At 65.9% G+C, this 22,560-nt stretch carries 15 protein-coding genes and 1 pseudogene; 4 read left to right on the top strand and 12 right to left on the bottom strand.

Annotated features, from left to right (window positions below; all coding sequences use genetic code 11):
- Window positions 1–83 precede the first annotated feature (83 nt).
- The 3 genes and pseudogenes from accD to I6F35_RS23695 form a co-directional block, all read left to right on the top strand.
- Window positions 84–929: pseudogene (gene accD / locus I6F35_RS23705) on the top strand (acetyl-CoA carboxylase, carboxyltransferase subunit beta); the annotation flags it as partial.
- 92 nt (window positions 930–1,021) lie between these two features.
- Complete coding sequence (locus I6F35_RS23700; protein WP_225120066.1) at window positions 1,022–2,365, top strand: folylpolyglutamate synthase/dihydrofolate synthase family protein; 1,344 nt, start codon at window positions 1,022–1,024, stop codon at window positions 2,363–2,365.
- A 2-nt stretch (window positions 2,366–2,367) separates the two neighbouring features.
- Window positions 2,368–3,108: a metallophosphoesterase family protein gene (locus tag I6F35_RS23695; protein ID WP_225120090.1), complete on the top strand. Its 741-nt coding sequence runs from the start codon at window positions 2,368–2,370 to the stop codon at window positions 3,106–3,108.
- A gap of 25 nt (window positions 3,109–3,133) precedes the next feature.
- Here the strand turns inward: I6F35_RS23695 and I6F35_RS23690 are convergent, their stop codons facing one another.
- The 12 genes from I6F35_RS23690 to ubiE form a co-directional block, all read right to left on the bottom strand.
- Window positions 3,134–4,147: an ATP-dependent DNA ligase gene (locus I6F35_RS23690; protein WP_225120089.1), complete on the bottom strand. Its 1,014-nt coding sequence runs from the start codon at window positions 4,145–4,147 to the stop codon at window positions 3,134–3,136.
- A gap of 147 nt (window positions 4,148–4,294) precedes the next feature.
- Window positions 4,295–4,615: a thioredoxin gene (gene trxA / locus I6F35_RS23685; protein ID WP_225120065.1), complete on the bottom strand. Its 321-nt coding sequence runs from the start codon at window positions 4,613–4,615 to the stop codon at window positions 4,295–4,297.
- Between the two features lie 65 nt (window positions 4,616–4,680).
- Window positions 4,681–8,205 (bottom strand): double-strand break repair helicase AddA, encoded by a 3,525-nt coding sequence (addA, locus tag I6F35_RS23680; protein ID WP_225120064.1) that lies wholly within the window; start codon window positions 8,203–8,205, stop codon window positions 4,681–4,683.
- The gene (addB, locus tag I6F35_RS23675; RefSeq protein WP_225120063.1) at window positions 8,199–11,345 is read right to left on the bottom strand and encodes a double-strand break repair protein AddB; all 3,147 of its coding nucleotides are present in this window, start codon (window positions 11,343–11,345) and stop codon (window positions 8,199–8,201) included. Before addB ends, addA begins: the two co-directional genes overlap by 7 nt.
- A gap of 207 nt (window positions 11,346–11,552) precedes the next feature.
- Window positions 11,553–12,275 (bottom strand): nucleotidyltransferase family protein, encoded by a 723-nt coding sequence (locus I6F35_RS23670; protein WP_225120062.1) that lies wholly within the window; start codon window positions 12,273–12,275, stop codon window positions 11,553–11,555.
- Window positions 12,276–12,416: 141 nt separating this feature from the next.
- Window positions 12,417–12,743 (bottom strand): PilZ domain-containing protein, encoded by a 327-nt coding sequence (locus I6F35_RS23665; RefSeq protein WP_225120061.1) that lies wholly within the window; start codon window positions 12,741–12,743, stop codon window positions 12,417–12,419.
- Between the two features lie 77 nt (window positions 12,744–12,820).
- A complete protein-coding gene (gene tsaE / locus I6F35_RS23660; RefSeq protein ID WP_225120060.1) occupies window positions 12,821–14,344 on the bottom strand; it encodes a tRNA (adenosine(37)-N6)-threonylcarbamoyltransferase complex ATPase subunit type 1 TsaE in 1,524 nt (507 codons plus the stop codon).
- Window positions 14,341–16,860 (bottom strand): PAS domain-containing sensor histidine kinase, encoded by a 2,520-nt coding sequence (locus tag I6F35_RS23655; RefSeq protein ID WP_225120059.1) that lies wholly within the window; start codon window positions 16,858–16,860, stop codon window positions 14,341–14,343. Before I6F35_RS23655 ends, tsaE begins: the two co-directional genes overlap by 4 nt.
- A 335-nt stretch (window positions 16,861–17,195) precedes the next feature.
- Window positions 17,196–17,654, bottom strand: coding sequence for a dUTP diphosphatase (dut, locus tag I6F35_RS23650; protein ID WP_225120058.1), 459 nt, complete (start codon window positions 17,652–17,654; stop codon window positions 17,196–17,198).
- Complete coding sequence (gene coaBC, locus I6F35_RS23645; RefSeq protein WP_225120057.1) at window positions 17,651–19,069, bottom strand: bifunctional phosphopantothenoylcysteine decarboxylase/phosphopantothenate--cysteine ligase CoaBC; 1,419 nt, start codon at window positions 19,067–19,069, stop codon at window positions 17,651–17,653. The genes dut and coaBC overlap by 4 nt, the downstream gene beginning before the upstream one ends.
- Before the next feature lie 52 nt (window positions 19,070–19,121).
- Complete coding sequence (ubiB, locus tag I6F35_RS23640) at window positions 19,122–20,696, bottom strand: 2-polyprenylphenol 6-hydroxylase (protein WP_225120056.1); 1,575 nt, start codon at window positions 20,694–20,696, stop codon at window positions 19,122–19,124.
- Entirely contained in the window at window positions 20,693–21,454 is a 762-nt protein-coding gene (gene ubiE / locus I6F35_RS23635) for a bifunctional demethylmenaquinone methyltransferase/2-methoxy-6-polyprenyl-1,4-benzoquinol methylase UbiE (RefSeq protein ID WP_225120055.1), read from the bottom strand. The genes ubiB and ubiE overlap by 4 nt, the downstream gene beginning before the upstream one ends.
- Before the next feature lie 191 nt (window positions 21,455–21,645).
- Between ubiE and mutM the strand changes: the two genes are divergently transcribed.
- Window positions 21,646–22,551, top strand: a complete 906-nt coding sequence (mutM, locus tag I6F35_RS23630) for a bifunctional DNA-formamidopyrimidine glycosylase/DNA-(apurinic or apyrimidinic site) lyase (RefSeq protein ID WP_225120054.1) — start codon at window positions 21,646–21,648, stop codon at window positions 22,549–22,551.
- Window positions 22,552–22,560 lie beyond the last annotated feature (9 nt).

Below are 22,560 nucleotides of genomic sequence, written 5' to 3'. Positions count from 1 at the left end.
GTCATAGTGGGCGGCTTGCCGGGCGTTACCCGGACCGCCATATGTTCAGTCAATGCGGAACCGACCGCATTTCGGAGCGAAGCATGAACTGGCTCACCAATGTCGTCCGGCCGAAGATCCGCAGCATCCTGCGGCGCGAGACGCCGGAGAACCTTTGGATCAAGTGCCCGGATTCCGGGCAGCTCGTGTTCTACAAGGACGTCGAGGCCAACCAGTTCGTCATTCCCGGCTCGAACTACCACATGCGGATGGGCGCGGTGGCGCGGCTGAAGTCGATCTTCGACAACGAGACCTGGTTCGACGTGGCGCTGCCGGAGGTAACGCCGGACCCGCTGAAATTCCGCGACGAACGTAAATATGTCGACCGCATCAAGGATGCGCGGGCGAAGACCAGTTTGAACGATGCGATCAAGGTCGGCTATGGCAAGCTCGAAGGCGCCGGCGTCGTGATCGCAGTGCAGGATTTCGATTTCATGGGCGGCTCGCTCGGCATGGCCGCCGGCGAGGCGATGGTGCGCGGGCTCGAGCTCGCGGTTGAGAAGAGGTCGCCCTTCATCGTGTTCGCAGCCTCCGGCGGCGCGCGGATGCAGGAAGGCATCCTGTCGCTGATGCAGATGCCGCGCACCACGGTGGGCGTGCAGATGCTGCGCGAGGCCAAGCAGCCCTACATCGTCGTGCTGACCAATCCGACCACCGGCGGCGTCACCGCCTCCTATGCGATGCTGGGCGACGTGCATATCGCCGAGCCGGGTGCCTTGATCGGCTTCGCCGGCGCGCGCGTGATCGAGCAGACCATCCGCGAGAAACTGCCGGAGGGATTCCAGCGCGCCGAATATCTGCGCGAACACGGCATGGTCGACATGGTCGTGCATCGCCATGACATGCGCGCGACGCTGGCGCGGCTGTGCCGCCTGCTCACCAAATCGCCGCCGCTGCAGGCGCCCCTGAGGCCCGCGCCGGAGGTCACTACGCCCACACAGATCGTCTCGGCACCGGAAACCGTGCCGGCAGCGCCCCACGCGTGAGCGTACCCGCCGCCCAGCCATCGCCGCCGCTCGGCGAGCTGGTTGCGCGCCTGTCGGCGCTGCATCCGAAGACGATCGACCTCAGCCTCGATCGCATGCATGGGCTGCTCGCGCGGCTCGATCATCCCGAGCGCAAGCTGCCGCCGGTGATCCATGTTGCCGGCACCAATGGCAAGGGCTCGACGATTGCCTATCTGCGCGCGATCCTGGAGGCGGCCGGCCTGCGCGTGCACGTCTTCACCTCGCCCTATCTGGTGCGGCTGAACGAATGCTACCGCCTTGGCCACGTCGGCGGCGGCGGGCTGGTCGATGACGACGAGCTGCGCTCGGCGCTCGAACATTGCGAAGCCGTCAATGATGGCGATCCGATCACGATCTTCGAGATCGAGACCGCGGCGGCGTTCTTCCTGTTCGCCAAGCATCCGGCAGACGTCACGCTATTGGAGGTCGGTCTCGGCGGCCGGCTGGATTCGACCAATGTGGTCGAGACGCCAGTTGCCTCCGTCATCGCGCCGATCAGCATGGATCACACCGAATTCCTCGGGGATACCTTGACCGCGATCGCCGGTGAGAAGGCCGCGATCATCAAGCGCGGCGTGCCGGTGATCTCGGCCGAGCAGTCGGCGGACGCGATGGCAGTCGTCGAGGCGCAGGCGGCGCGCCGGCGTGCGCCGCTGCACATGGCCGGACAGCAATGGCATGTCGGGGTCGAGCGCGGCCGGCTGGTCTATCAGGATGATCGCGGCCTGATGGATCTGGCGGCGCCAAAACTGTTCGGCCGTCATCAGTTCGACAACGCCGGACTGGCGATTGCGACGCTGCGCGCGATCGACGCGTTCAAGATCGGCATCCCCGCGTTCGAGGCCGGCATCGTCAACGCGGAATGGCCGGCGCGGATGCAGCGTCTGGCCTCGGGTGCGCTGGTCAGTCTGGCGCCGCCGGGCTCCGAGATCTGGCTCGACGGCGGACACAATGCCGAAGGCGGCCGCGTGGCCGCCGCCGCGCTCGGCGACCTCGAGGAGCGGGTGTCGCGCCCGCTGGTCGTGATCGCGGGCATGATGGCGAACAAGGATGCATCCGGCTTCCTCGCCAATTTCGCCGGCCTGACGCGCCATATCATCGCGGTCGAGATTCCGGGCCGTGCGGGCGCCATGCCGCCGGATCGGCTGGCGGATGCGGCGCGTGTGTTCGGCATGCGCGTCGAGATCGCGGCCAGCGTGGAGGCTGCGCTGCGGGCGCTCTCGCAGCTTGCTTATGAGGTGCCGCCGCGGATCCTGATCACGGGCTCGCTCTATCTTGCCGGCCATGTGCTCGATGTGAACGGCACGCCGCCGGCATGACGCTGCGCTTTGCTGCCATCGCCGACGTGCACGGCAACTATCTGGCGCTGGAAGCTGTGGTTGCCGACATCCGCGCGCAGGGAATTACCGAGATCGTCAATCTCGGCGACATGGCGAGCGGTCCGCTGGACGCGCGGCGGACGATGGACGCGCTGATGGCGCTCGGTGCGGTTCATGTGCTTGGCAATCACGACCGGTATCTCATCGACAGGCCGCGGGAGAAGATGGGTTCGTGGGACCGGCCGGCGTACGCGCAACTCGACCAGAGTCATCTCGACTGGCTGCGTGCGGTGCCGGCAACGCGTGTGTTTCGCGATCAGGTCTTTCTCTGCCATGCGACGCCAGCAAGCGACGAGGTCTATTGGCTGGAAACGGTGCTGCCCGACGGCACCGTGCGGATGGCGTCGCTGGAGGCGATCGAGCAGGTCGCGAGTGGCGTCACACAGCCGCTGATCCTCTGCGGCCACAGTCATCTGGCACGTGCGGTGCGGCTGCGCGACGGGCGCCTGATCGTCAATCCGGGCAGCGTCGGTTCTCCCGGCTATCGCGACGTTCATCCCTACAAGCATGTCGTGGAGGCGGGTACGCCGGATGCGCGCTATGCGATCCTGGAATTAGCCGACGGTGCCTGGCGGGTGACGTTCCGCCATGTGCCCTACGATCACGACGCCATGGCCGCGCTGGCGCGCGAGAATGGCCAGTTGGAACTGGCATCTGCCCTGGCGACCGGCTGGATTCGTTAGCACCGCGCCGTCCGGACTCCGGCTGCTACGAGCTCAGCAGCTTCATCGGATCGACGGCCTTCTGCTTCAACTGCTCGAAGCTGCATTGCCGCGGCGCCTTGTCCGGGCGCCAGCGCAGGATCGAGGTGCCGTGGCGGAAGCGCTCGCCGCTGAAATGATCGTAGCAGACCTCGATCACCAGTTTCGGCTTCAGCGGGCACCATTGCGCGGAGCGGTCGGTCGACCAGCGGCTCGGGCCGCCCGGCGCATTGCCGGTGAAGCCGGGCTTTGCGATAAGCGCCTCCAGCTTGGACGTCAGCGCCGGCTTGTCCTCGCGCTTGATGGCGGAGGTGAAGCCGACATGGTGCAAGAGGCCGTCATCGTCATAGAGGCCGAGCAGGAGTGAACCGACGACATTCCGGCCGCCGATCTTGTTGGTCGCATAGCGGAAGCCGCCGACGACGCAATCGGCGCTGCGGAATTTCTTGATCTTCTGCATGCCGTCGCGGTTGCCGCCCTGATAGGGCAGATCGATGCGCTTGGCGATCACGCCGTCGAAGCCGCCGCCGGACTGCTTCAGCCACTTCACCGCGGTCGCGTAGCTTGCGGTGACGGGCGACAGCCGAAAGGTAGGATGGGACTTGAACTGTTGCCTGGCGAAGACGTCGAGCTTCGACCGCCGCTGATGCAGCGGTTGCGCGGAAAGCTTCTTCTCCGCGGCCGTCGCGAGCAGGTCGAAGGTGATGAACAGCGCTGGCGTCTCCTGCGCCAGCCTCTTGACGCGGCTGGCCGCCGGATGAATCCGCTGCAACAGATCGTCGAACGAGAATGTCTTGCCATGCGGGACGACGATTTCGCCGTCGAGCAGGAAAGAGGTCGCCTTCAGCTCGAGCGCAGCGGCAATCAGCTCCGGAAAATAGCGGCCGAGATCTTCGCCGGACTTGGAGCGCAGGTCGACCTTCGCGCCCTGACGCGCGAGCAGGCAGCGGAAGCCATCCCATTTCGGCTCATATTGCCACGCGTCGCCGCGCGGGATCGCATCGACCGAACGGGCTTCCATCGCAACCAGCGCGGTGGAATTGGAGATGGTCTTTCGGCGGGGAGACGGCACGGGCGAGGGCCTTCAGACGCGACACACGCCCATTCAACGCAAACGGCCGACACTTGGCCGGCCGCTGCGAGAAATTATTCTAAGGAGACTAGCGGATCAGACCGCAGCGGAAATCCACTGCTGCAGCTTCGCCTTGGGCGCCGCGCCGACCTGGCGCGAAGCCATCTCGCCGCCCTTGAAGATCATCAGGGTCGGGATCGACATCACGCCATATTTGGAAGCCGTCTTCGGGCTCTCGTCGACGTTGAGCTTCACGATCTTGACCTTGTCGCCCATCGAACCCGCGATCTCGTCCAGTGCGGGCGCGATCATGCGGCAGGGGCCGCACCATTCGGCCCAGAAATCGACCACGACAGGCCCGGTCGCGTTGAGCACTTCGGCATCGAAATTGGCGTCAGAAACCTTGCCAACGGACATGGGGTACCTCGTTCGGTTGGAAGAAAGGGGCGGGACTGAGTCGCGCCTGGGATCATATGGCAAACCTATGAACGCACCCCTGCCGGGTCAAGCTCGGTCACGCCAGCATGATGGGATGCCAGCTCCTTGTCCAGCGCGGAGGCCGAAATCTCCATCAATTCAGTAGTTTCGGTCCAGAGCAGGGCGGCGCGGACGGGGCGGTGGGGATACAGCTTGCGCAGCACGGCCCGATAGAGCGCGAGCTGCCGGACATAGCCCCGGGGCGCCTCGGCCGCACTTTTCGGCGGGGCGTGGTTGGTCTTGAAGTCGACGATCAGAATTTCGTTTGGCGTCACCACCAGCCGGTCGATCTGGCCGGATACCAGCGCCGGCGCTTGCCCCGGCTGCTCCAGCCGGCCGACGATGGACACTTCCGCCCGGCTTCCAGTGGCGAACACGGCTGCGAAACGCGGATCGGCGATCAGGGCCAGGACGCTTTCGGCCAGCGCCGCGCGCTCCTGCTCGGTCCAATCCTCGGCGTTGCGCTCGAGATAGGCGAGCGCCGCGCCGGGCCGGCGGTCGGCTGAAATGTCCGGCAGCGACTGCAACAGACGGTGCACCAGCGTGCCGCGCTGGATGGCGCGGGCGCGCTGGGTGATCTGCTCGCCGCTGCGGACGCGGCGATTGTCGTCGGTCGGGTCGGACGGTCGCAGCAGGCTGTCGGCGGCGGCTTCCGCCGGCGCCGGCCGCTGCAGCCAGGACGGCAGCTCGATCGGCTGCGTCGCCCTCGACGCCGCGAGGCCGGTCGCAGCATCGGCATCCTCAGGCCGGAAATAGCGCTTCACGAGGCCCGCCGGGGTCTCGATCTCCTGCAGGCTGAGGCCGGAAGTGGCGAGGCCCTTGTCGATCAGGTCATACCAGCAGGCATTCCGGACCTTCTTCATGTTGCCGGGCATGCAGCCGCCGACGACCAGCCGATCGGCGGCGCGGGTCATCGCGACATAGAGCAGGCGGCGATATTCGTCCTCGGTCTCCTCCAGCATCGCCTCACGCGCCCTGGCAACGGGACTGGGGTCCTCGGCTTTCCGGCCGGCCCAGACCACGACACCGGGTCCATGCGGCGCGCCATTGCCTTGTGGAAGATGGATCAATCGCAGGCGCTGCGTATCCGAGGGCGAGGTCGTGGTGTCGACCAGGAACACGACGGAGGCTTCCAGGCCCTTGGCGCCGTGCACCGTCATCACGCGCACCTCGTCGCGCGAAATCTCCATGTCGCGCTTCACCTCGGTGTCGGCTGCGCGGAGCCAGGCCACGAAGCCCTGCAGCGAGCTCGGTGCCTTGCGCTCATAGGCCAGCGCGAGCTCGAGGAATTCATCGAGCGCGTCATTGGCCTCCTGGCCGAGCCGGCGCAGGATGCGCGCCCGCCCACCCTCGCCGCCAAGCAGCCAGGCAAAGAACGCGAACGGCGTCAGGTCGGCAAAGCGCCGCTCGCAGCGCTCGAGCCGTCTCAGCGCGGCTGCGCAGCGCTCGTCCATGGTCGCATGCAGTGACAGTGCATGGCGCAGCGATCCTTTGCGCTCCCAGGCCAGCTTGAACAGATCGTCGTCATCGAGGCCGAACAGCGGGCTCTTCAGCGCGACTGCCAGCGCCAGATCGTCCTGCGGCAGCAGCAGCGCGTCCGCAAGGTTCATCAGGTCGATGATCGCGATATGCTCGGTCAGCTTCAGCCGGTCGGCGCCGGCGACCGGGATGTTGGCGTGCTTCAGCGCCTGGATCACCGCGTCGAACGCGTTGCCGCGCCGTCGCACCAGCACCAGGACATCGCCGTAGGTCAGCGGCCGGCGGTTGCCGCGGCTGCCGGTCATGGTGCCGCTCTCCACCAGCCGGCGGATTTCAGCCTGGATGCGCTTTGCCAGCTTGACCTCCGGGCTGGTGACGGAGACGCCGTCGAACGGCGCGCGCCAGCCTTCGATGTCCTGCCTGTCGTCGGCTTCCGCAAGCTCCCAGAGCTCGATCAGGCTCGGGCCGGCGTCGGCCAGCGCATTGTGGAGCGGATAGCCGTTCTCGACCGCATGGATGCTGCGATAGATCTCCTGCTCGCGGAAGACGTGGTCGACAGATTGCAGGATCGCCGGTCCCGACCGGAACGAATAGGTGAAGGAGACCGGATCGAATTTCAGCCCGGCATCCTCGAACTTCTTCTTCAGCTCGCGGCGACGCGAATCGAATTCATGCGGGGCCGCGCCCTGGAACGAGAAGATCGACTGCTTCTCGTCGCCGACAGCGAACACCGTGCGCGTAACGCCATCGCGCGCGCCGGCACCGGAGGTGAATTCGGAGATGATGTGCGCGACGATGTCCCATTGCTTCGGACTGGTGTCCTGCGCCTCGTCGATCAGGACATGATCGACGCCGCGGTCGAGCTTGTAATGCACCCAGCCCGAGGAGACGCGGTCGAGCATCTCCAGCGTCTTGTCGATCAGGTCGTCATAGTCGAGCTGGCCGCGCTCCAGCTTTTCGCGGCGATAGTTCGCGGCCGCAGCGGTCGCGATATGCAGCAGCGCCTCGGTGCGGTCGCGCATCGTCACGGCGCGGCGGCGCTCGATCAGCGGATGGATGCGCAAGCCTTCCGCCTCGAACAGCCGGCCGATGGCGGGGTTGTTGTCGCAGAATTTCTTCGTCACCACCGACTTGCGCGGTGTGCGGTCGGCGTCGGTCAGGAAGACGCCGAGATAGGCGTCGACCTGCGCGCTGCCGGTGAAGACCAGCGCCTCGCGCAGGCGCGCCGCCTGGTCCTGGTCGGACTTGCTGCCGGTGTTGAGGACCAGCGCAATATCCTCCCAGCGCGCGCGCGGCAGCCAGGGGCCATCCAGAATCTCGCGCTCGACCTCTTCGATCGAATCATTCGCGGCAACGCCAAGCGCCGCCGACATCTCTGCGGCGGCCGCATCCGCGCTGCCGGCGGCATCGGTCCACGCCATGAAATGATCGCGGCTGAGGCATGCCTCGCGCACCACGTCCTTGAAGGTGACGTCGGCTGCGCTCGCCATCGCCACCATCAACGCGCGCCCGGTGGCGCTATCAGGGTTGCGCGAGGCTTCCAGCAGCACGGCGAGGTTGGCGCGCTCCATCATCTCGTTCTGGTCGCGGTCGTCGAGCACGGCAAACCGCGCCGGCACGTTGGCCTCGAACGGAAACTGCTGCAGCAGGCGGGTGCACAGCGCGTGGATGGTCTGCACCTTGAGCCCGCCCGGCGTCTCCAGCGCGCAGGCGAACAGCTTTCGCGCTTCCCGCCGCAGCCTTGCATTGGGATGGGCGATGCCGGCTTCGCGGATCGCGGTGTCCAGCGCCGCGTCGTCGAGCGTGACCCAATGGCCGAGCGTGGAAAACACCCGCTCGGCCATGTTGGCCGCGGCCGCCTTGGTGAAGGTGATGCAGAGGATCTTCTCCGGCGGCACGCCCTCCAGCAACAGCCGGATCACGCGCTGCACCAGCACATGGGTCTTGCCCGAACCGGCATTGGCGGACACGAACGCGGACGCCTTGGGATCGGACGCGCGCGCCTGCGTGGCGCGCACCGCGTCGGGAATGGGGCGGGGCGCTTTCACCATTCCTCCAATCCCAGGCCGCCCGCCGCCGACCATTCCTTGATCCGGGCGAGGTCGTCAAAGGTGCCGTAGCGATTGGCCCACATCGACAGATTCAGCGAGGTGTAGGCCTGGTTCTCGTCCTCGAACTGCCGGATCAGCTTCTCCAGCTCGCGCCGCGCGTGGTCGGCGGCATCGTCTGGCGGCTGCGGCGTGTCGCCCGGCCTGATCTTCAATTCCAGCGTCCGCTGTTCGCCCGGCGGGTTGTTGCCGCTGAGCCTGACATAAACGAGGTCGCCGACTGATCCGCCGGCTGGAATTCCTTCGAAGCCGCCCTCGCGCAGGATCGCGGCTTCCAGCGTGAGCTGCGGCGACAGACCCATGCGCACTTGTTTTCCGGTCGGCGGTTGGCCGGTCTTGTAGTCGAGGATCGCGAACGAGCCGTCACGGTGGAGCTCGATGCGGTCGGCGCGCGCCGAGAGCGTGAACGCGCGCTCGTTGCCCAAGGGGATTTTGATATCGCCGTAGATCTCGGCATTGATGGCCGCGATATCGCCGCGCCGCGCCGTCTCCCATTCGGCAAACCAGGTCGCGATGCGCTGGAAGCGCGGCCACCACAGCGCCCGCGCTTCCGGCCGCTCCATCAACGGTGCGAAATGTTTGCCGCCGATCTCGCGCAGGGCGCGAAGCGGATCGTCCGGCAGTGCGGCGGCGAAGGCTTGGGTGAATTCGCCGAGTGCTTCGTGGATTGCCGAGCCGCGGTCGGCCGCCGACAGCGGCATGTCGACAGGATCGAGCGGGTCGAGCCTGAGGATGTATCTTGCATAGATCGTGTAGGGATCGCGCAGCCAGTCCTCGATCGCGGTCACCGACATTCTGAGCGGCCGTGTCGCAAGCGGCGGCTTTGGCGCCGGCTGCGCGATCGGCTCGACCTTCTCCGGCCGGTCGAGCTCGACGGCGTAATGGACGTAAGTCTCGCCCAATGCTTTCGCGGCCTTCCAGCGCGCCTCGCCAGCGACCGCTTCGAGCCGATGCAGGAAACGCGAGGCCACCGCCGGTGCGCCGCCGACCTTGGCCGAGTGGCTGAGGATCACGTCGTCAGTGCCGAGCAGTTGCGCGAAGTCATGCGCGGAGAGGCCGATGCGGCGTTCAGGCAAATCGAGGCCGAGCTCGTGCCGCATCGGCCGGCTGAGCCAGGGATCGATCCGTGGCGCCGGCGGCCAGACGCCTTCCACCAGCCCGCCGAGGATCACGCGATCGGTCTCCGTCAGTCGCGCTTCGAGCTGACCGAAGATGTGGAGCTGCGCCCGCGGCGATTCCGGGCGGCGCACCATACGGTCGGCAAACGCGGTCTGGAAGACGTCAGCATAGTCGGCGAGCGAGACCATCACCCCGCTCAGTTTTTTTGCGCCGACGAGATCATCGAATGCGGACGCCAGCACAGAGCCTGCTTGCTCCTCGAAGGCGACGGCGATGCCACGGTGATCGCAGGACAGGGCGGTGAGAGCCTCGCGATGCCGCAGCGCCAGCTCGGCAAAATCGTAAGGCTTGGATGCACTGATGCTTTCGAGCGGCGAAAGCGCGCCCCTGAGCTTTGATATCAGCGACTGCGCTTGCTCGAGCTCGACATCGCGGAGCCGGGTCCGCTGCTCCTGGGGATGCAGCGAGGAGGTCTCGCCGCGGCGCAGCTTGGTGAGTTCGCCGCGGAAGCGTTCGAAATCGCGGGCAAGACCTTCAGTGCCGGCTTGCGGCCGCGTGCCGCGCAAGAGCGCCAGCTCCAATACTTCCGTGGCGCGCCGGTGAGCGCCAGGCGCGGCGCCGATCCGGAACAGCGGATGTTTCAACAGCGCCAGCAGCGTCGGTGGCTCCAGTCCCTTGGTCGCGGCTTCCGCGGCGAGGCGGGCGAAAACGCCCGACGGTGTGTCCATCAGCGCTTCACCGCCGGAATCGTCGAATTCGAGATTCCAGCGCGTCAGCGCCGCCATCACCCGCCGCGCCAAGGCGCGATCCGGCGTCACCAGCGCGGCCGATTTATTGAGATGCCGCGCCTCGCGCATCGCAATGGCGATGGCGAGCGCTTCCATCTCCGGATTCGGTGCCTCCACGACGGCAATGCCGTTCATGCCGGCGGAAATCTTGGCGGCGATTTCGGGCTGTTCGAGCCGGTCGTGCCATTGCGCGGTGGCGCTGGACGGCCGCATCGCTTCCGACATCAGCACCTCGCGTCCGTGCAGTGCCGGCTCGCCCAGAATCTCCACTTCGTCGCGCTTGATGCCGAAGCGATCGAGCAGCGCATGCATGGCGAATTGCGGATGGTTCGACGCGGGCGGCGTGGTGAATTTGCCTTTGGCATCGCGCATGCCGCCGATCATGTCCCAGGACTCTTCATCAAGATCGGTATCGAGCCCGGGCAGCACGACCGCGCCGTGCGGCAGGTTCGCCACCGCATGGAGGAATTTGGCGGTCGTCGGCATCGAACCGGTCGAGCCCGCCGCGATCACGGGACCATCGGGTCGTGCGGTCAGACGCGCGGCTTCGGCCGCGATCAAGAGGTCGCGCCGCGCCGCCGGCTCTATGCGGCCGACCTCGGCGAGATAGGCCGGCCAAGCCTGGCGAGCGATTCGCAGGAAATCCAGCGAATGCTGCCAATATTGGTCGAGCTGGTCGGGGACCAGCCTGTCCAGAGCGCTCCACGCGACCCCGCGCGTCACCATGTCGTCCATCAGGCGGGCGAGATCGCCGGCAAGCTGCAGCGTCGATGCGGGGCCGCCGACCACTTGCGGCGCGGTCACCGGGCTCTTCGCCCAGGCCGCAACCAGCCTCGCCAGTATCAGCCGCCGCTCGAGCTCGCCGAGCTTGGGCGGGATCTCAAGCGGCGCCGCGCCGCCGAATTGTTCTGCCTCTTCCGCGAAGGCGAGTTCATCCTCATCGATGTCGCCAAGCGCTACGATGCGCGGCAGCACGACGGCATCCGTGTTCAGGACATCGAGGAATATCTCCCGTGCGAGCCGGCCGGCGCGTCGCGTCGGCAGATAGAGCGTCGCATCCGCCAGCTTTTCGGGATTGCGGCGCGCGTCAAATCCCCTGACCAGGCGACCATCGACCAGGGCGGCGATGACGGTACGCAGGAATGGAGCGGAGAGGGGAACGCTGAAAACGCGCATGAGGAGCCTGATTCGGAATCAGGCAGTAATATAGGCGGCGATCTCTCAATGGTCATGCGCGCTCAACCGCTACGCACCGGTCATCACCCGCGAAAGCGGGTGATCCAGTATTCCAGAGGCTGCGGTGATTGAGCCGAGAGGCAGCGGCGTACTGGATGCCCCGCATGCGCGGGGCATGACGGCCGGATTGTGGCGGGCTCTAGCAGATCAGGCCACGCTTTCCAAAAACGCTTCTTCGGCGGCTTGCACGGCGTCGGGGGTTCCAACATGCATCCAGACACCGTCGAGCCTGAGCCCGAACAGCCGCTCCTGCTCATTGGCGCGGTCGAACAGCCTGGTCAGCGAGAACTCGCTCGCAGGGGCGTCGGAAAAGATCGACGGCGACATGATCGCGGCGCCAGCATAGACGAACGGCACCACCTGCTGTTCCCGCCGCTTGCGCAGCGCGCCGTCCGGCAGCATGGAATAGTCGCCGCGGCCGCTATAGCCGATGCTGCTCGCGGTCGGCGCCATCAGCAACAGGATGTCCATTCTGGCGGGATCGAAGGTTTCCGCGAGTCGCGCCAGATTCGGCCGCACGCCGTCGATCCACATGGTGTCGGCGTTGACATGGAAGAACGGCTCGGGCCCGAGCAGCGGCAATGCCTTCACCACGGCGCCGCCGGTGCCCAGCACCTTGTCGCGCTCGTCCGAGATGATCACCCGCGGCTGCTTCCGCGTCTTGACGTGCTCGATGATCTGGTCGGGCAGATAGTGCACGTTGACCACGGCCTCGCTGACGTCGGCAGCGGCAAGCTTGTCCAGGACATGATCGAGCAACGGCTGGCCCGCCACGCTCACCAGCGGCTTCGGCATATGGTCGGTCAAAGGCCGCATCCGCAGGCCGAGACCGGCAGCGAGGACCATGGCTTTACGGGGGGTGACGGGCATTCTTCCGGGCTCTCGAACCGTTCAAATCATGTTATGCGTCACCCTATCACGCGGATTCGGGGCGCGCATGGGGTCGACGCGATAGTCGCCGGACATGACGGCCGTGCGACGGGGAAGAAAACGCGTCAAAAACAACAATCTTCAGGCGTCGGTCGTTTGCGAGCCGCGTTTGCCCGCCTTCTTCTTCTTCTCCCCCTGCTTGAGGAAATTGACCCCGATCTGGTCGCCATTGACCCAGGACAATTCGCAGCGGCGATAGGCGAGCCCGGTCGATGACAACAGCAGGAAGAATTCCTTCAGGTGCAGGCCCTCCACCGAGCCCTCGACCGTCAGCTTGGCGCCGGTCTCGGAAACGTCTTCCATGGTGCAATCGCGCCGCCACGTGCCGTCGATCCCCATCATATGCGCGGGAATGCCGCGTTCGAAGGTGACACGCTCGCCGCGGCGCCGTTCTGTCTTCATCGCCAAACTCAAAGCCCTGATCAAGCCGCCCTGCACCCGGAGCGTGTGTCACACTAGGGCAGCTCGGGCTAACAGGGGGTAAATCAGGCGCCCGGCGGCGGGACGTGGGCAGCGTACCATTCGCGGAGACCGGCCAGAGCGGGGTGAGCCAGTGAACGAGTAAGATAGGTCCAGATCCGCGGCTGGTGCCTGAGATAATGCGGCTTGCCGTCCCGCCCGTTGAGCCGCGCAAAGGTCCCCAGCAGACGGGTGTTACGCTGGGCCGACATGATCGCGTAGAGCTCCGCGAAGCCGGCCGCGTCGAAATGCTCTTCGGTGGCCCGCCGCGCCTTGATGTAGCGGGAGAGCAGCGTGAGCTCGAGCGATTCGGGCACGTCGATCCGCGCATCCTGCAACAGCGACACCAAATCGTAGGTGGCAGGGCCCAGCACGGCGTCCTGGAAGTCGATCACGCCGACCCGCAGGATTCCCGTGCGCTCGCCAAGCCAGATCAGGTTTGGCGAGTGGAAGTCACGCATCACCCAGGTTCGCGGCGCGGCGGCCGGCTTCTCCAGCACCGTTCGCCACATCGCGAAAAACTCGTCGCGCAGCTCGGGGGCAAGCGTGACGCTGCGGTCCGGCAAGTACCATTCGATCATCAGCCCGATTTCGACCAGCCAAGCGTCGATGTCGAAGACGGGGATCTCGTAGGTGAGCTGCGGCGTCAGCGGCAGCGTGTCCGGCAGCTTCTCCCGATGCAGCGCCGCCAGCATGTCGGTCGCCGCTTCGTAGCGCGCCGTGATCGGTGCCGGCGGATCGCCTTCGACGACGCTGTCCTTGCCGAAATCCTCGGTGATCAGGAAGCCCAGATCAAGGTCGGCGTGGCGGATCGCAGGTGCGGAGAAGCCATGCTCGCGCAGGCCGTTATCGATGGCGACGAACGGCTTGACGTCTTCGGCGAGATGAACTGCCGCGCTGTAGGACTTGCCGTCATAGATCGCCGGCCCGTCGGGACGGCGCGGCGAGTTCATCAGGATGACGCTGCCATTGTCGTCGAACAACCGGGCATAGGAGCGGGTCGAGGCGTCGCCGGGCATGCGCTCGCGCCGCGCGTCGATATAGCCGGCATTGTCGAGGAATTGGCGCAGCGCCTTCAGCCGCGTGACGACGGCGGCCGCCTTGCCGTGGCCGGTGATCTCGGCGGCGCGCGCGGTCGATCCCAGTGCCGGCCGATGGCTCAGTGCAATGTCGATGCGGTCTGGCGGCAGGGCATCCGGCGCCCGCTCCGGCCATTCGATGAGCGCCACCGTGGCGTCGGGCAAAGGCGACAGCCCGATCTCGTCGAGCTCGCTCGCGTCATTGATGCGATAGAGATCGGCGTGAACAAGCGGGAACGCCGGCAGCTCGTAGCTTTGCGCCAGCGTAAATGTCGGGCTTGGCACTTCCAGCGTATCGTCAGCGGCGAGATAGCGGATCAGCGCGCGGGCCGCGGCGGTCTTGCCGGCGCCGAGGTCGCCGGAGAGCGCGATGACTTCGCCCGGGCCGATCAAGAGCGCGAGATCGGCCATCAGATGCGCGGTCGCGGTCTCATTGGCGAGTGCGACCGAGAATGTGCTGGTGACAATCATTCGGCGGCGTTGCGATGCGCGTTCTGGTCGACCGGAAACACGCAGGTCACGGTCGTGCCTTTGCCAACAGTCGAATCGACGCGCACCTTGCCGCCATGCAGCTCGACGAAGGAGCGCACCAGCGACAGGCCGAGGCCGGCGCCGCGGTGCCGCGAGCCATGGGAATGGCTCTCGAACCAGTTGAACACCTTGTCCTTGACTTCAGGCGCGATGCCGGGGCCGGTGTCGGTCACCGCGAACACGACGCTATGCTCGGCGCGTCGCGCAGAGATCGTGACCGTGCCGTCATGCGGGGAGAATCCGACGGCATTGGCGAGCAGGTTATAGAGCACCTGCACCACGCGTCGTTCATCGCCGATGAATTCGCCGATATTGGGCTCGATGTCGACCTTGAGCGTGATGCGGTCGGTCGCGAGCCGGTCCTGGATGCCTTCGGCGGCGGCCTCGATCGTCTTGCCGATATCGACGGAGCCGAGCTCGAGCGTCATCGCGCCGGCATCGATGGTGGCGAGATCGAGGATGTTGTTGGTGAGCGCGAGCAGCGCATTGGTCGATTTGGTGACGTAGTCGAGATATTCGGCCTGCTTCGCATTGAGCGGCCCAGTGGCGGGATCGGAGAGGAAATGCGCGAAGCCGATGATGGTGGTGAGCGGCGCGCGCAATTCGTAGGACACGTGATGGACGAAATCGACCTTCATCTGGTCGGCGGCTTCGAGCGCCTCGTTGCGCTCGCGCAGCGCGCGTTCGACATTTTCGGTGTCGGTGATGTCCTGGAACGTCAGCATGGTCGCGCCGTCGGGCAGCGGCATGGTCATGCAATGGAGCACGCTGCCGTCCTTGCGCTCGAGCTTCAGCGCAACCTGGGCCCGGTTCTCGATCGCAGTGATCGCCTCGCGCAGCGCCCGCCAGACGATCGGATCGTCGAACAGTGGCTTGCACAGCGCTTCCACGGTCTCGATATGCGGCTGCTCGCGCAGCGCATCCGCCGGCAGCTTCCACATCGTCGCGAACGCCGGGTTGAACAATTGCACCCGGCCGTTGCTGCCGAACACCGCCACAGCCTCGTTCAGGTTGTCGAGGGTTTCGTGCTGGACCCGGATCAGGCCGTCGAAGCGACGCGCCAGGTCGAGGCTTTCGGTGACATTGTCGAAAAGATAGGTGACGCCGCCTTCGAGGTTCGGCGTGGTGACGACACTGACTGCGCGGCCGTCGGGCAGGAACCAAGTGTAGCTCTCCGGGTCGACGGCGCGATAGGCTTCGTGCAGCTTGGCCTTCCAGGCGCGGAAATCCGGCTGCTCCGGCAGTTTGCGGGCGGCGCGCAGCCGGTCGAGGATGCTGGTATCGTCCGGATTGCTATCGAGGAACGCCTGATCGAGGTCCCAGAGGCGGCGGTAGGATTCGTTGTAAAAGGCAAGCCGCCGGTCGGCGCCGAACACGGCCACGCCGGAAGAGAGCTGGTCGAGGGTGCGGCGATGCGCTTCCGCCATCCGGGTGAGCGCGGCGCGAAGCGCGGCGACTTCGCTGGCGTCGATGGCAATGCCGGCGCTGCCGCCGGCAAGCTTCAGCGCCTGGACGTCGTAGATCCGCCGCTCGCCGCCGACCACGATCGGCAGTCGCGCGGCATAGGTCGAATATTCGTGCAGCGCCTTGGCCATCTCGATCCGCTGGTCGTTCTCCAGGAGTTCGAGATTGCGCTTGATCGCATCCGCGATGCTCGCGCCCTCGGTCGCGCGCAGATAGGCCGTGTTGGCGTAGCGCAGGTCGTCCTGCGCATTCTTGGCCCAGATTGGCCATGGCGCGGCGGCGGCGAAATCGCGCAGCAGCTCGGTCTCCTCCTGCAGCATCTTGTAGCGCAGATTGGCTTCAGCCAGTTCGCGGCGCAAGCCGCCAAGCTCGCGCATCCGCACGATCGCCTGGCCGCCGATGGCGCGGCCCATCGCCTCGATGGCGCGGCCGTTGGAGGTGGTGAGGTTGAGCAGGAAGCCCTGGCCGGCCTCGCGCAGCGCGTCGACGGCATGGTCCATCTGCAGCGCCGGTTCCGGCGGCAGCCAGGTTCCGAACGCCAGCACGCGCTGCGGCGAGTTCTGCGTCGCCTCCTGGGAGGTGAGCAATGCGATGTCGCCGCTGATCTCGGGACGGTTGTCGCCAGCCGCCCAGGAAATCAGGACCTGCGGCTCGGCGAACAGTAGCGCGCGCAGGCGATCGGATTGGGCCTGCAGATCGGCGATCTCGGCGCGCAGACGTCCCTCGCTGCGGCTGGCGCGTGCGCGCGTGCGCATCAAGAGGATCGCGGCGACCACGGAAAAGCCGAGCAAGGCCACCGCGGCGGTGAAAAGGACGAATTCCTGGTGATCGAGGTCGAACCACGCCGAGATTACCGGCTCGAGCAGCCAGTCGGCGGCGCGCGCTGATCCGGCGGGTAGCGCAAGCGTGGCGGCGAGCCCGATCAGGCCGTCGCGCGCCAGTGAGGTGCACGACAGCAGGGTTCGACGCATTGCGGCGACCACGCCCGACATAATTTGCCCCAGAACGCACGACTTCAGCCCGGCGTTAGACCCCCGCCGTGCTCACGAATCGTGAAAGCATATCCTCAAGCTGACTCAGCGAGTAAGAGTCCAGATCGTGAACGCAGGATACGCTGTGAAAAATGCGGACCTCAATTCGAGCGCTTGCGCAAATTTTATCCGTATTCGAATGGCTTATCAGTTACGTCAGTGTAGCCTGGGTGAAGCGCCGGCGTAACCCGGGTCCACCGGCAAATGTGGATGCAGATGTCCCGGGTTGTACGGAGCCTTGTCATCGGGCGCCCGTTCGCGCGACCGGTTGGCTCCGCCCCGGCGACGAATCTGAGCTATCTTCCCGTTGAACCAAAGCCGCCGCCGCCTCGTTCGGTGCTCGACAGGGCGGTCACCGGAACCAGCTCTGCCTGCACGACCGGCGCGATCACAATCTGCGCGATGCGCTCGCCGCGTCGGATCGAAAACGGTGCTTGGCCGTGATTGATCAGGAGCACGTTGATCTCGCCGCGATAGTCGGCATCGATCGTGCCCGGCGAATTCAACACGGTGACGCCGTGTTTGGCGGCGAGCCCGGAACGGGGCCGCACCTGCGCCTCATAGCCCGGCGGCAGCGCGATCGTCAGCGCGGTCGGAACCATCGCGTATGTGCCTGATGCGAGCACCAGCGGCGCTTCTTCGGGAACGGCGGCCAGCAGATCAAGCCCGGCGGCATCGGCTGTCTGATAGGCTGGCAGCGGAAGGCCTTCGCCATGCGGCAATTGCCGGACATCGACCTTGATTGTCCCACTCACGATTTCGTCTCCACGGCTCCCGCGATCCGCGCCACCAGCTCGGTCGCGACCTGTTCCTTGGTCATGACCGGCCAGGAATCGACGCTGATATCCTCGCCCTCGCCCTCGCGCGTCAGCAGATGAACGGTGTTGCGGTCGCCGCCCATCACGCCGGTGGTGGGTGAAACGTCGTTGGCCACGATCCAGTCGCAGCCCTTGCGGACGATCTTGGCCTTGGCGTTCTCGATCAGATGCTCAGTTTCAGCGGCAAAGCCGATCACCAACGGCGGACGCTTGTCTTTCAGCTTTGAGATCGTGGCGAGGATGTCGGGGTTCTCGACCAGTTGCAGCGACGGCACGCCGGCGGCGGTCTTCTTCAGCTTCTGCTCGCCTTCATTGGCGACCCGCCAGTCGGCGACCGCGGCCGCGAAGATCGCGACATCGACGGGCAGCGCCGCTTCCACGCGGTGCAGCATGTCGCGCGCGGATTCCACAGAGATCACGGACACGCCGGCTGGCTCCGCGAGATCGACGGGCCCCGAGACCAAAACAACTTCGGCGCCGGCACTGCGCGCGGCGGTCGCGATGGCAAAGCCCTGCTTGCCCGAGGAGCGATTGGCGATATAGCGCACCGGATCGATCGCCTCATGCGTCGGGCCTGCGGTGATCAGCACCCGCTTGCCGGCAAGCGGGCGCGGCTGCGGCGGGCGCAGGATATGCTCGGCGGCGGCGGCGATCTCCGTCGGCTCGGCCATCCGCCCGACGCCGGCTTCGCCCGCTTCCGCCATCTCGCCGGCATTCGGGCCCACTGTCAGGATGCCGTCGCGACGGAGCTGCAGCACGTTGCGGCGGGTGGCGGCGTTGTTCCACATCAGCGGATTCATTGCGGGCGCCAGCAGGATCGGACGATTAGCGGCGAGCAGGATCGCGGAGGCGAGGTCGTCGGCATGGCCATGCGCCATTTTCGCAATCAAGTCCGCGGTCGCCGGCGCCACCACGATCAGGTCGCATTCGCGCGCGAGGCGGATGTGGCCGGCATCGAATTCGCTCTCGGCATCGAACAGGTCGGTATAGACGCGCTCGTGCGACAGGGCGCTGGCCGCCAGCGGGGTGACGAATTGCTGCGCCGCCTTGGTCAGCACGCAGCGGACTTCAATACGGCGTTCCTTGAGCCGCCGGATCAAATCCAGTGCCTTGTAGGCGGCGATGCCGCCGCCGATGATCAGGGTCAGACGGGCTAGGCCGCTGGCCGATGCTGGAAGCCCATGCGGACGCTGTGCAGACACCGTTGCCGGGACCTCGGAGGGCAACCTTGTCACCGCTTCGCCCAGGATGACCCGGACCTCGTCCTCGACTGAGCGGCCGCTGCGGGCGGCCCGCAGGCGCAGTTCGTCTCGGACGGCGTCATCGAGCTTGCGAATCGTCAGATTGGCCATGGCCGCACCATCAGTTTGACAGCAATGCTAGCATCATGCGCTATCATTGCAATCACAGATTCCGGACGGCGATCAAGATTCCGATGAAGGTTGCTGCAATGATCCAGAGCGCAACCGTCCGCCAGCGGTTCTTGCGACCTTCGGTCTGTCCCATCGCCGCGATCGTCTCGGGGGACAACGTAACGCCCTCGCGGCTCATCCTCTCGAGATTGCCGAGCACCGCGACCGCGCGCGAGGCGATGTCGGGCAGATGCACCAGCACCCGGGCGAGTTCGCCGGCGCCCGTCATCGCGCCCTGGATGCGCCCGACCGGCCCGAGATTGCGCTCAATCCATTCGCGCACCACGGGATCGGCAATTTTCCAGATATCGAGCTTGGGATCGAAGCCGCGCGCCACGCCTTCGACCACCACCATGGTCTTCTGCAGCAGGATCAATTCGGGCCGCGTCTGCATGTCGAACAGGCCGGTGACCTCGAGCAGCAGCGTCAGCAGCCGCGCCATCGAGATTTCCTCGGCGGTGCGGTTGTGGATCGGCTCGCCGATGGCGCGGATCGCCTGCGCGAAATTCTCCACAGAATGATGCCCCGGCACATAGCCGGCCTCGAAATGCACCTCGGCAACGCGGCGATAGTCGCGGGTGATGAAGCCGAGCAGGATTTCGGCCAGGAAGCGCCGCTCCTTCTGCCCGAGCCGGCCCATGATGCCGAAATCGACCGCCACCAGCCGCCCGGTATCGTCGAGGAACAGATTGCCGGGATGCATGTCGGCATGGAAGAAGCCGTCGCGCAAGGCGTGGCGCAGGAAGCTCTGGATCACCTTGCGGCCGAGATCGGGCAGGTCGACCTGGGCCTGCTCCAGCCTGATACGGTCGTTCAGCGGGATGCCGTCGATCCATTCCATCGTCAGCACGTTGTGGGTGGTGCGGTCCCAGTCCACCGCCGGCACGCGGAAATCCGGATCGTCGTTGGTGTTCTCCGCCATCTCGGAGAGGGCGGCGGCCTCCAGCCGAAGGTCCATCTCCATCGCGACCGAGCGCGACATGGTGTTGATGACCTCGACCAGGCGCAATCGCCGCGCTTCCGCCGAATGTGCTTCCGCCTTGTGCGCGACGAAGAAGAAATCGGAGAGATCGCGGCGGAAGCGGGAGGCGACGTTCGGCCGCAGCACCTTCACGGCCACCTGCTTACGCACGCCGCGGTGCTCGATCTCGCCGCGATGCACCTGCGCGATCGAGGCGGCGGCGACCGCGGGCCCGAGACTCACGAAAGTCTGCGCCAGCGGGCGTTCCAGCGATTGCGCGATCACGGCTTCGGCTTCGGCTTGCGGGAACGGCGGCAGGCGGTCCTGCAAGCTCTCCAGGTCGCGCGCCAGCACCACGCCGACCACATCGGGTCTTGTGGCGAGGAACTGGCCGAGCTTGAGATAGGCCGGCCCCAGCCGCGTCAGTGCGCGCGATAGCCGCGGTCCGGATTTGGCGCCGCGCCGCTCGACCAGACGGGCGAGCTTCACCAGGATTTGCGCCGGCGGCGGCACCAACGCCGGATCGACGACGCCGAACACGCCCTCACGCGCGAAGACGTAGGCGGCGCGGGCGAGGCGCACGATGTGGTTTGTTGCAGAGATCACAAACGCCAGCCCGAATGCAGCGCCACAATGCCGCCGGAGAGGATGTCCCATTTCACGCGCGCAAAGCCGGCGGCAGTGATCATCTCGGCAAAGGCGCTGGGCCGTGGAAACTTGCGTATCGATTCGACGAGATATTGATAGGACTCGGCATCGCCGGTTACGGCTCGGCCGAGCGGCGGGATCACCTTGAACGAGAACAGGTCATAGAGCCGGTCGAGGCCGGGCACGTCGACGGTGGAAAATTCCAGACAGAGGAATCGGCTGCCGGGCCGCAGCACCCGATAGGCCTCGCGCAGCGCGACATCGATCTGCGGCACGTTGCGGATGCCGAACGCGATCGTGTAGGCGTCGAACGAACGGTCCGGAAAGCCCAAGGCCTCGGCATTGCCGGCGACGAAGCAGACCCGGTCGTCGAGGTGCTGCGCGCGGGCGCGGTTGCGGCCGACCTCGAGCATGTCGGCATTGATGTCGCAGACGGTGGCGCGGAAACCTGCGCCGCCCGCTTTCGCCGCGCGGAACGCGACATCGCCGGTGCCCCCCGCCACATCGAGCAGCGCGAACGGCGCCTCGCTCCTCGGCGGATTGAGCTGGCTGATCATGATGTCCTTCCAGACCCGGTGCAGGCCGATCGACATCAGATCGTTCATCAAGTCATAACGCGACGCCACGCTGTGGAACACCTCGTTCACCAGCGTCTGTTTCTCGCCCAGGGGCACGTCCCTGAAGCCGAAATGGGTGGTTTGGTCCCGCCGATCCATCAACGCATTACCTTAAGGAGCGGACCATAGCGCGCCCGCTACAATGGCGCTATCACGTCAGCACCTCCGCGCACAATCCGCCAAACCGGCCGCGGTCTGGCGGATTGTTCGCAAATTGTTAATTTGGAGCGCGAAGGGGCGCAAAACCGCTTACACTTTTGCCGATCGCCCTCCATGTGAATGACGTTTCCATGCCCGAACTCCCCGAAGTCGAGACCGTCCGTCGCGGCCTGCAGCCGTCCATGGAGGGCGCGAAAATCCTGAAAGCGGAGGCCCGCCGCAAGGACCTGCGGTTTCCCTTTCAGAAAGATTTTGTCGCACGGCTGGAAGGGCAGACCGTCGAGGGCCTCGGCCGCCGTGCGAAATATCTGATGGCGGACCTGACCTCGGGCGACGTGCTCCTGATGCATCTGGGCATGTCCGGCTCGTTCCGCGTGCTCAGGGACGACGGCAAGATCGCGCCGGGCCATTTCCACTATGAGCGGAATCAGGACCGCGCGCACGATCATGTGATCTTCCACATGTCCTCGGGTGCTGCGATCGTCTTCAACGACCCGCGCCGCTTCGGCTACATGAAAGTGATCGCGCGCAATGCGATCGAGGACGAGCCGCTTTTGAAGGGCCTCGGTCCCGAGCCGCTCGGCAATGAGTTTGACGCGGCGATGCTGGCGCGCTCCTGCGCCAACAAGAAGACCAGCCTGAAGGCCGCGCTGCTCGATCAGCGCGTGGTCGCAGGGCTTGGCAACATCTATGTCTGCGAGGCGCTGTTTCGCGCGCGCCTGTCGCCGCGCCGGCTGGCGGCGACGCTTGCCACGAAGACCGGACAACGCAAGGGCGTTGCCGGGGGGGAGCCGACGGAGCACGCGAAACGATTGGTCCCTGCGATCCATGATGTGCTGAGCCAGGCGATCAAGGCCGGCGGCTCATCGCTGCGCGACCATCGCCAGACCAATGGCGAACTCGGCTATTTCCAGCATTCGTTCCAGGTCTATGACCGCGAAGGCGAGAAGTGCCCGACGCCGGGTTGCGGCGGCACCGTGAAGCGCTTCACCCAGAACGGCCGTTCGACCTTCTGGTGCCCGAAATGCCAGAAATAACCGATAACC

This window comes from Bradyrhizobium sp. BRP22, assembly GCF_020194175.1.
GTDB lineage: Bacteria > Pseudomonadota > Alphaproteobacteria > Rhizobiales > Xanthobacteraceae > Bradyrhizobium.
The sequence above is the reverse complement of the archived record's forward strand: the minus strand, read 5'-3'. Positions and strand labels throughout refer to the sequence as shown.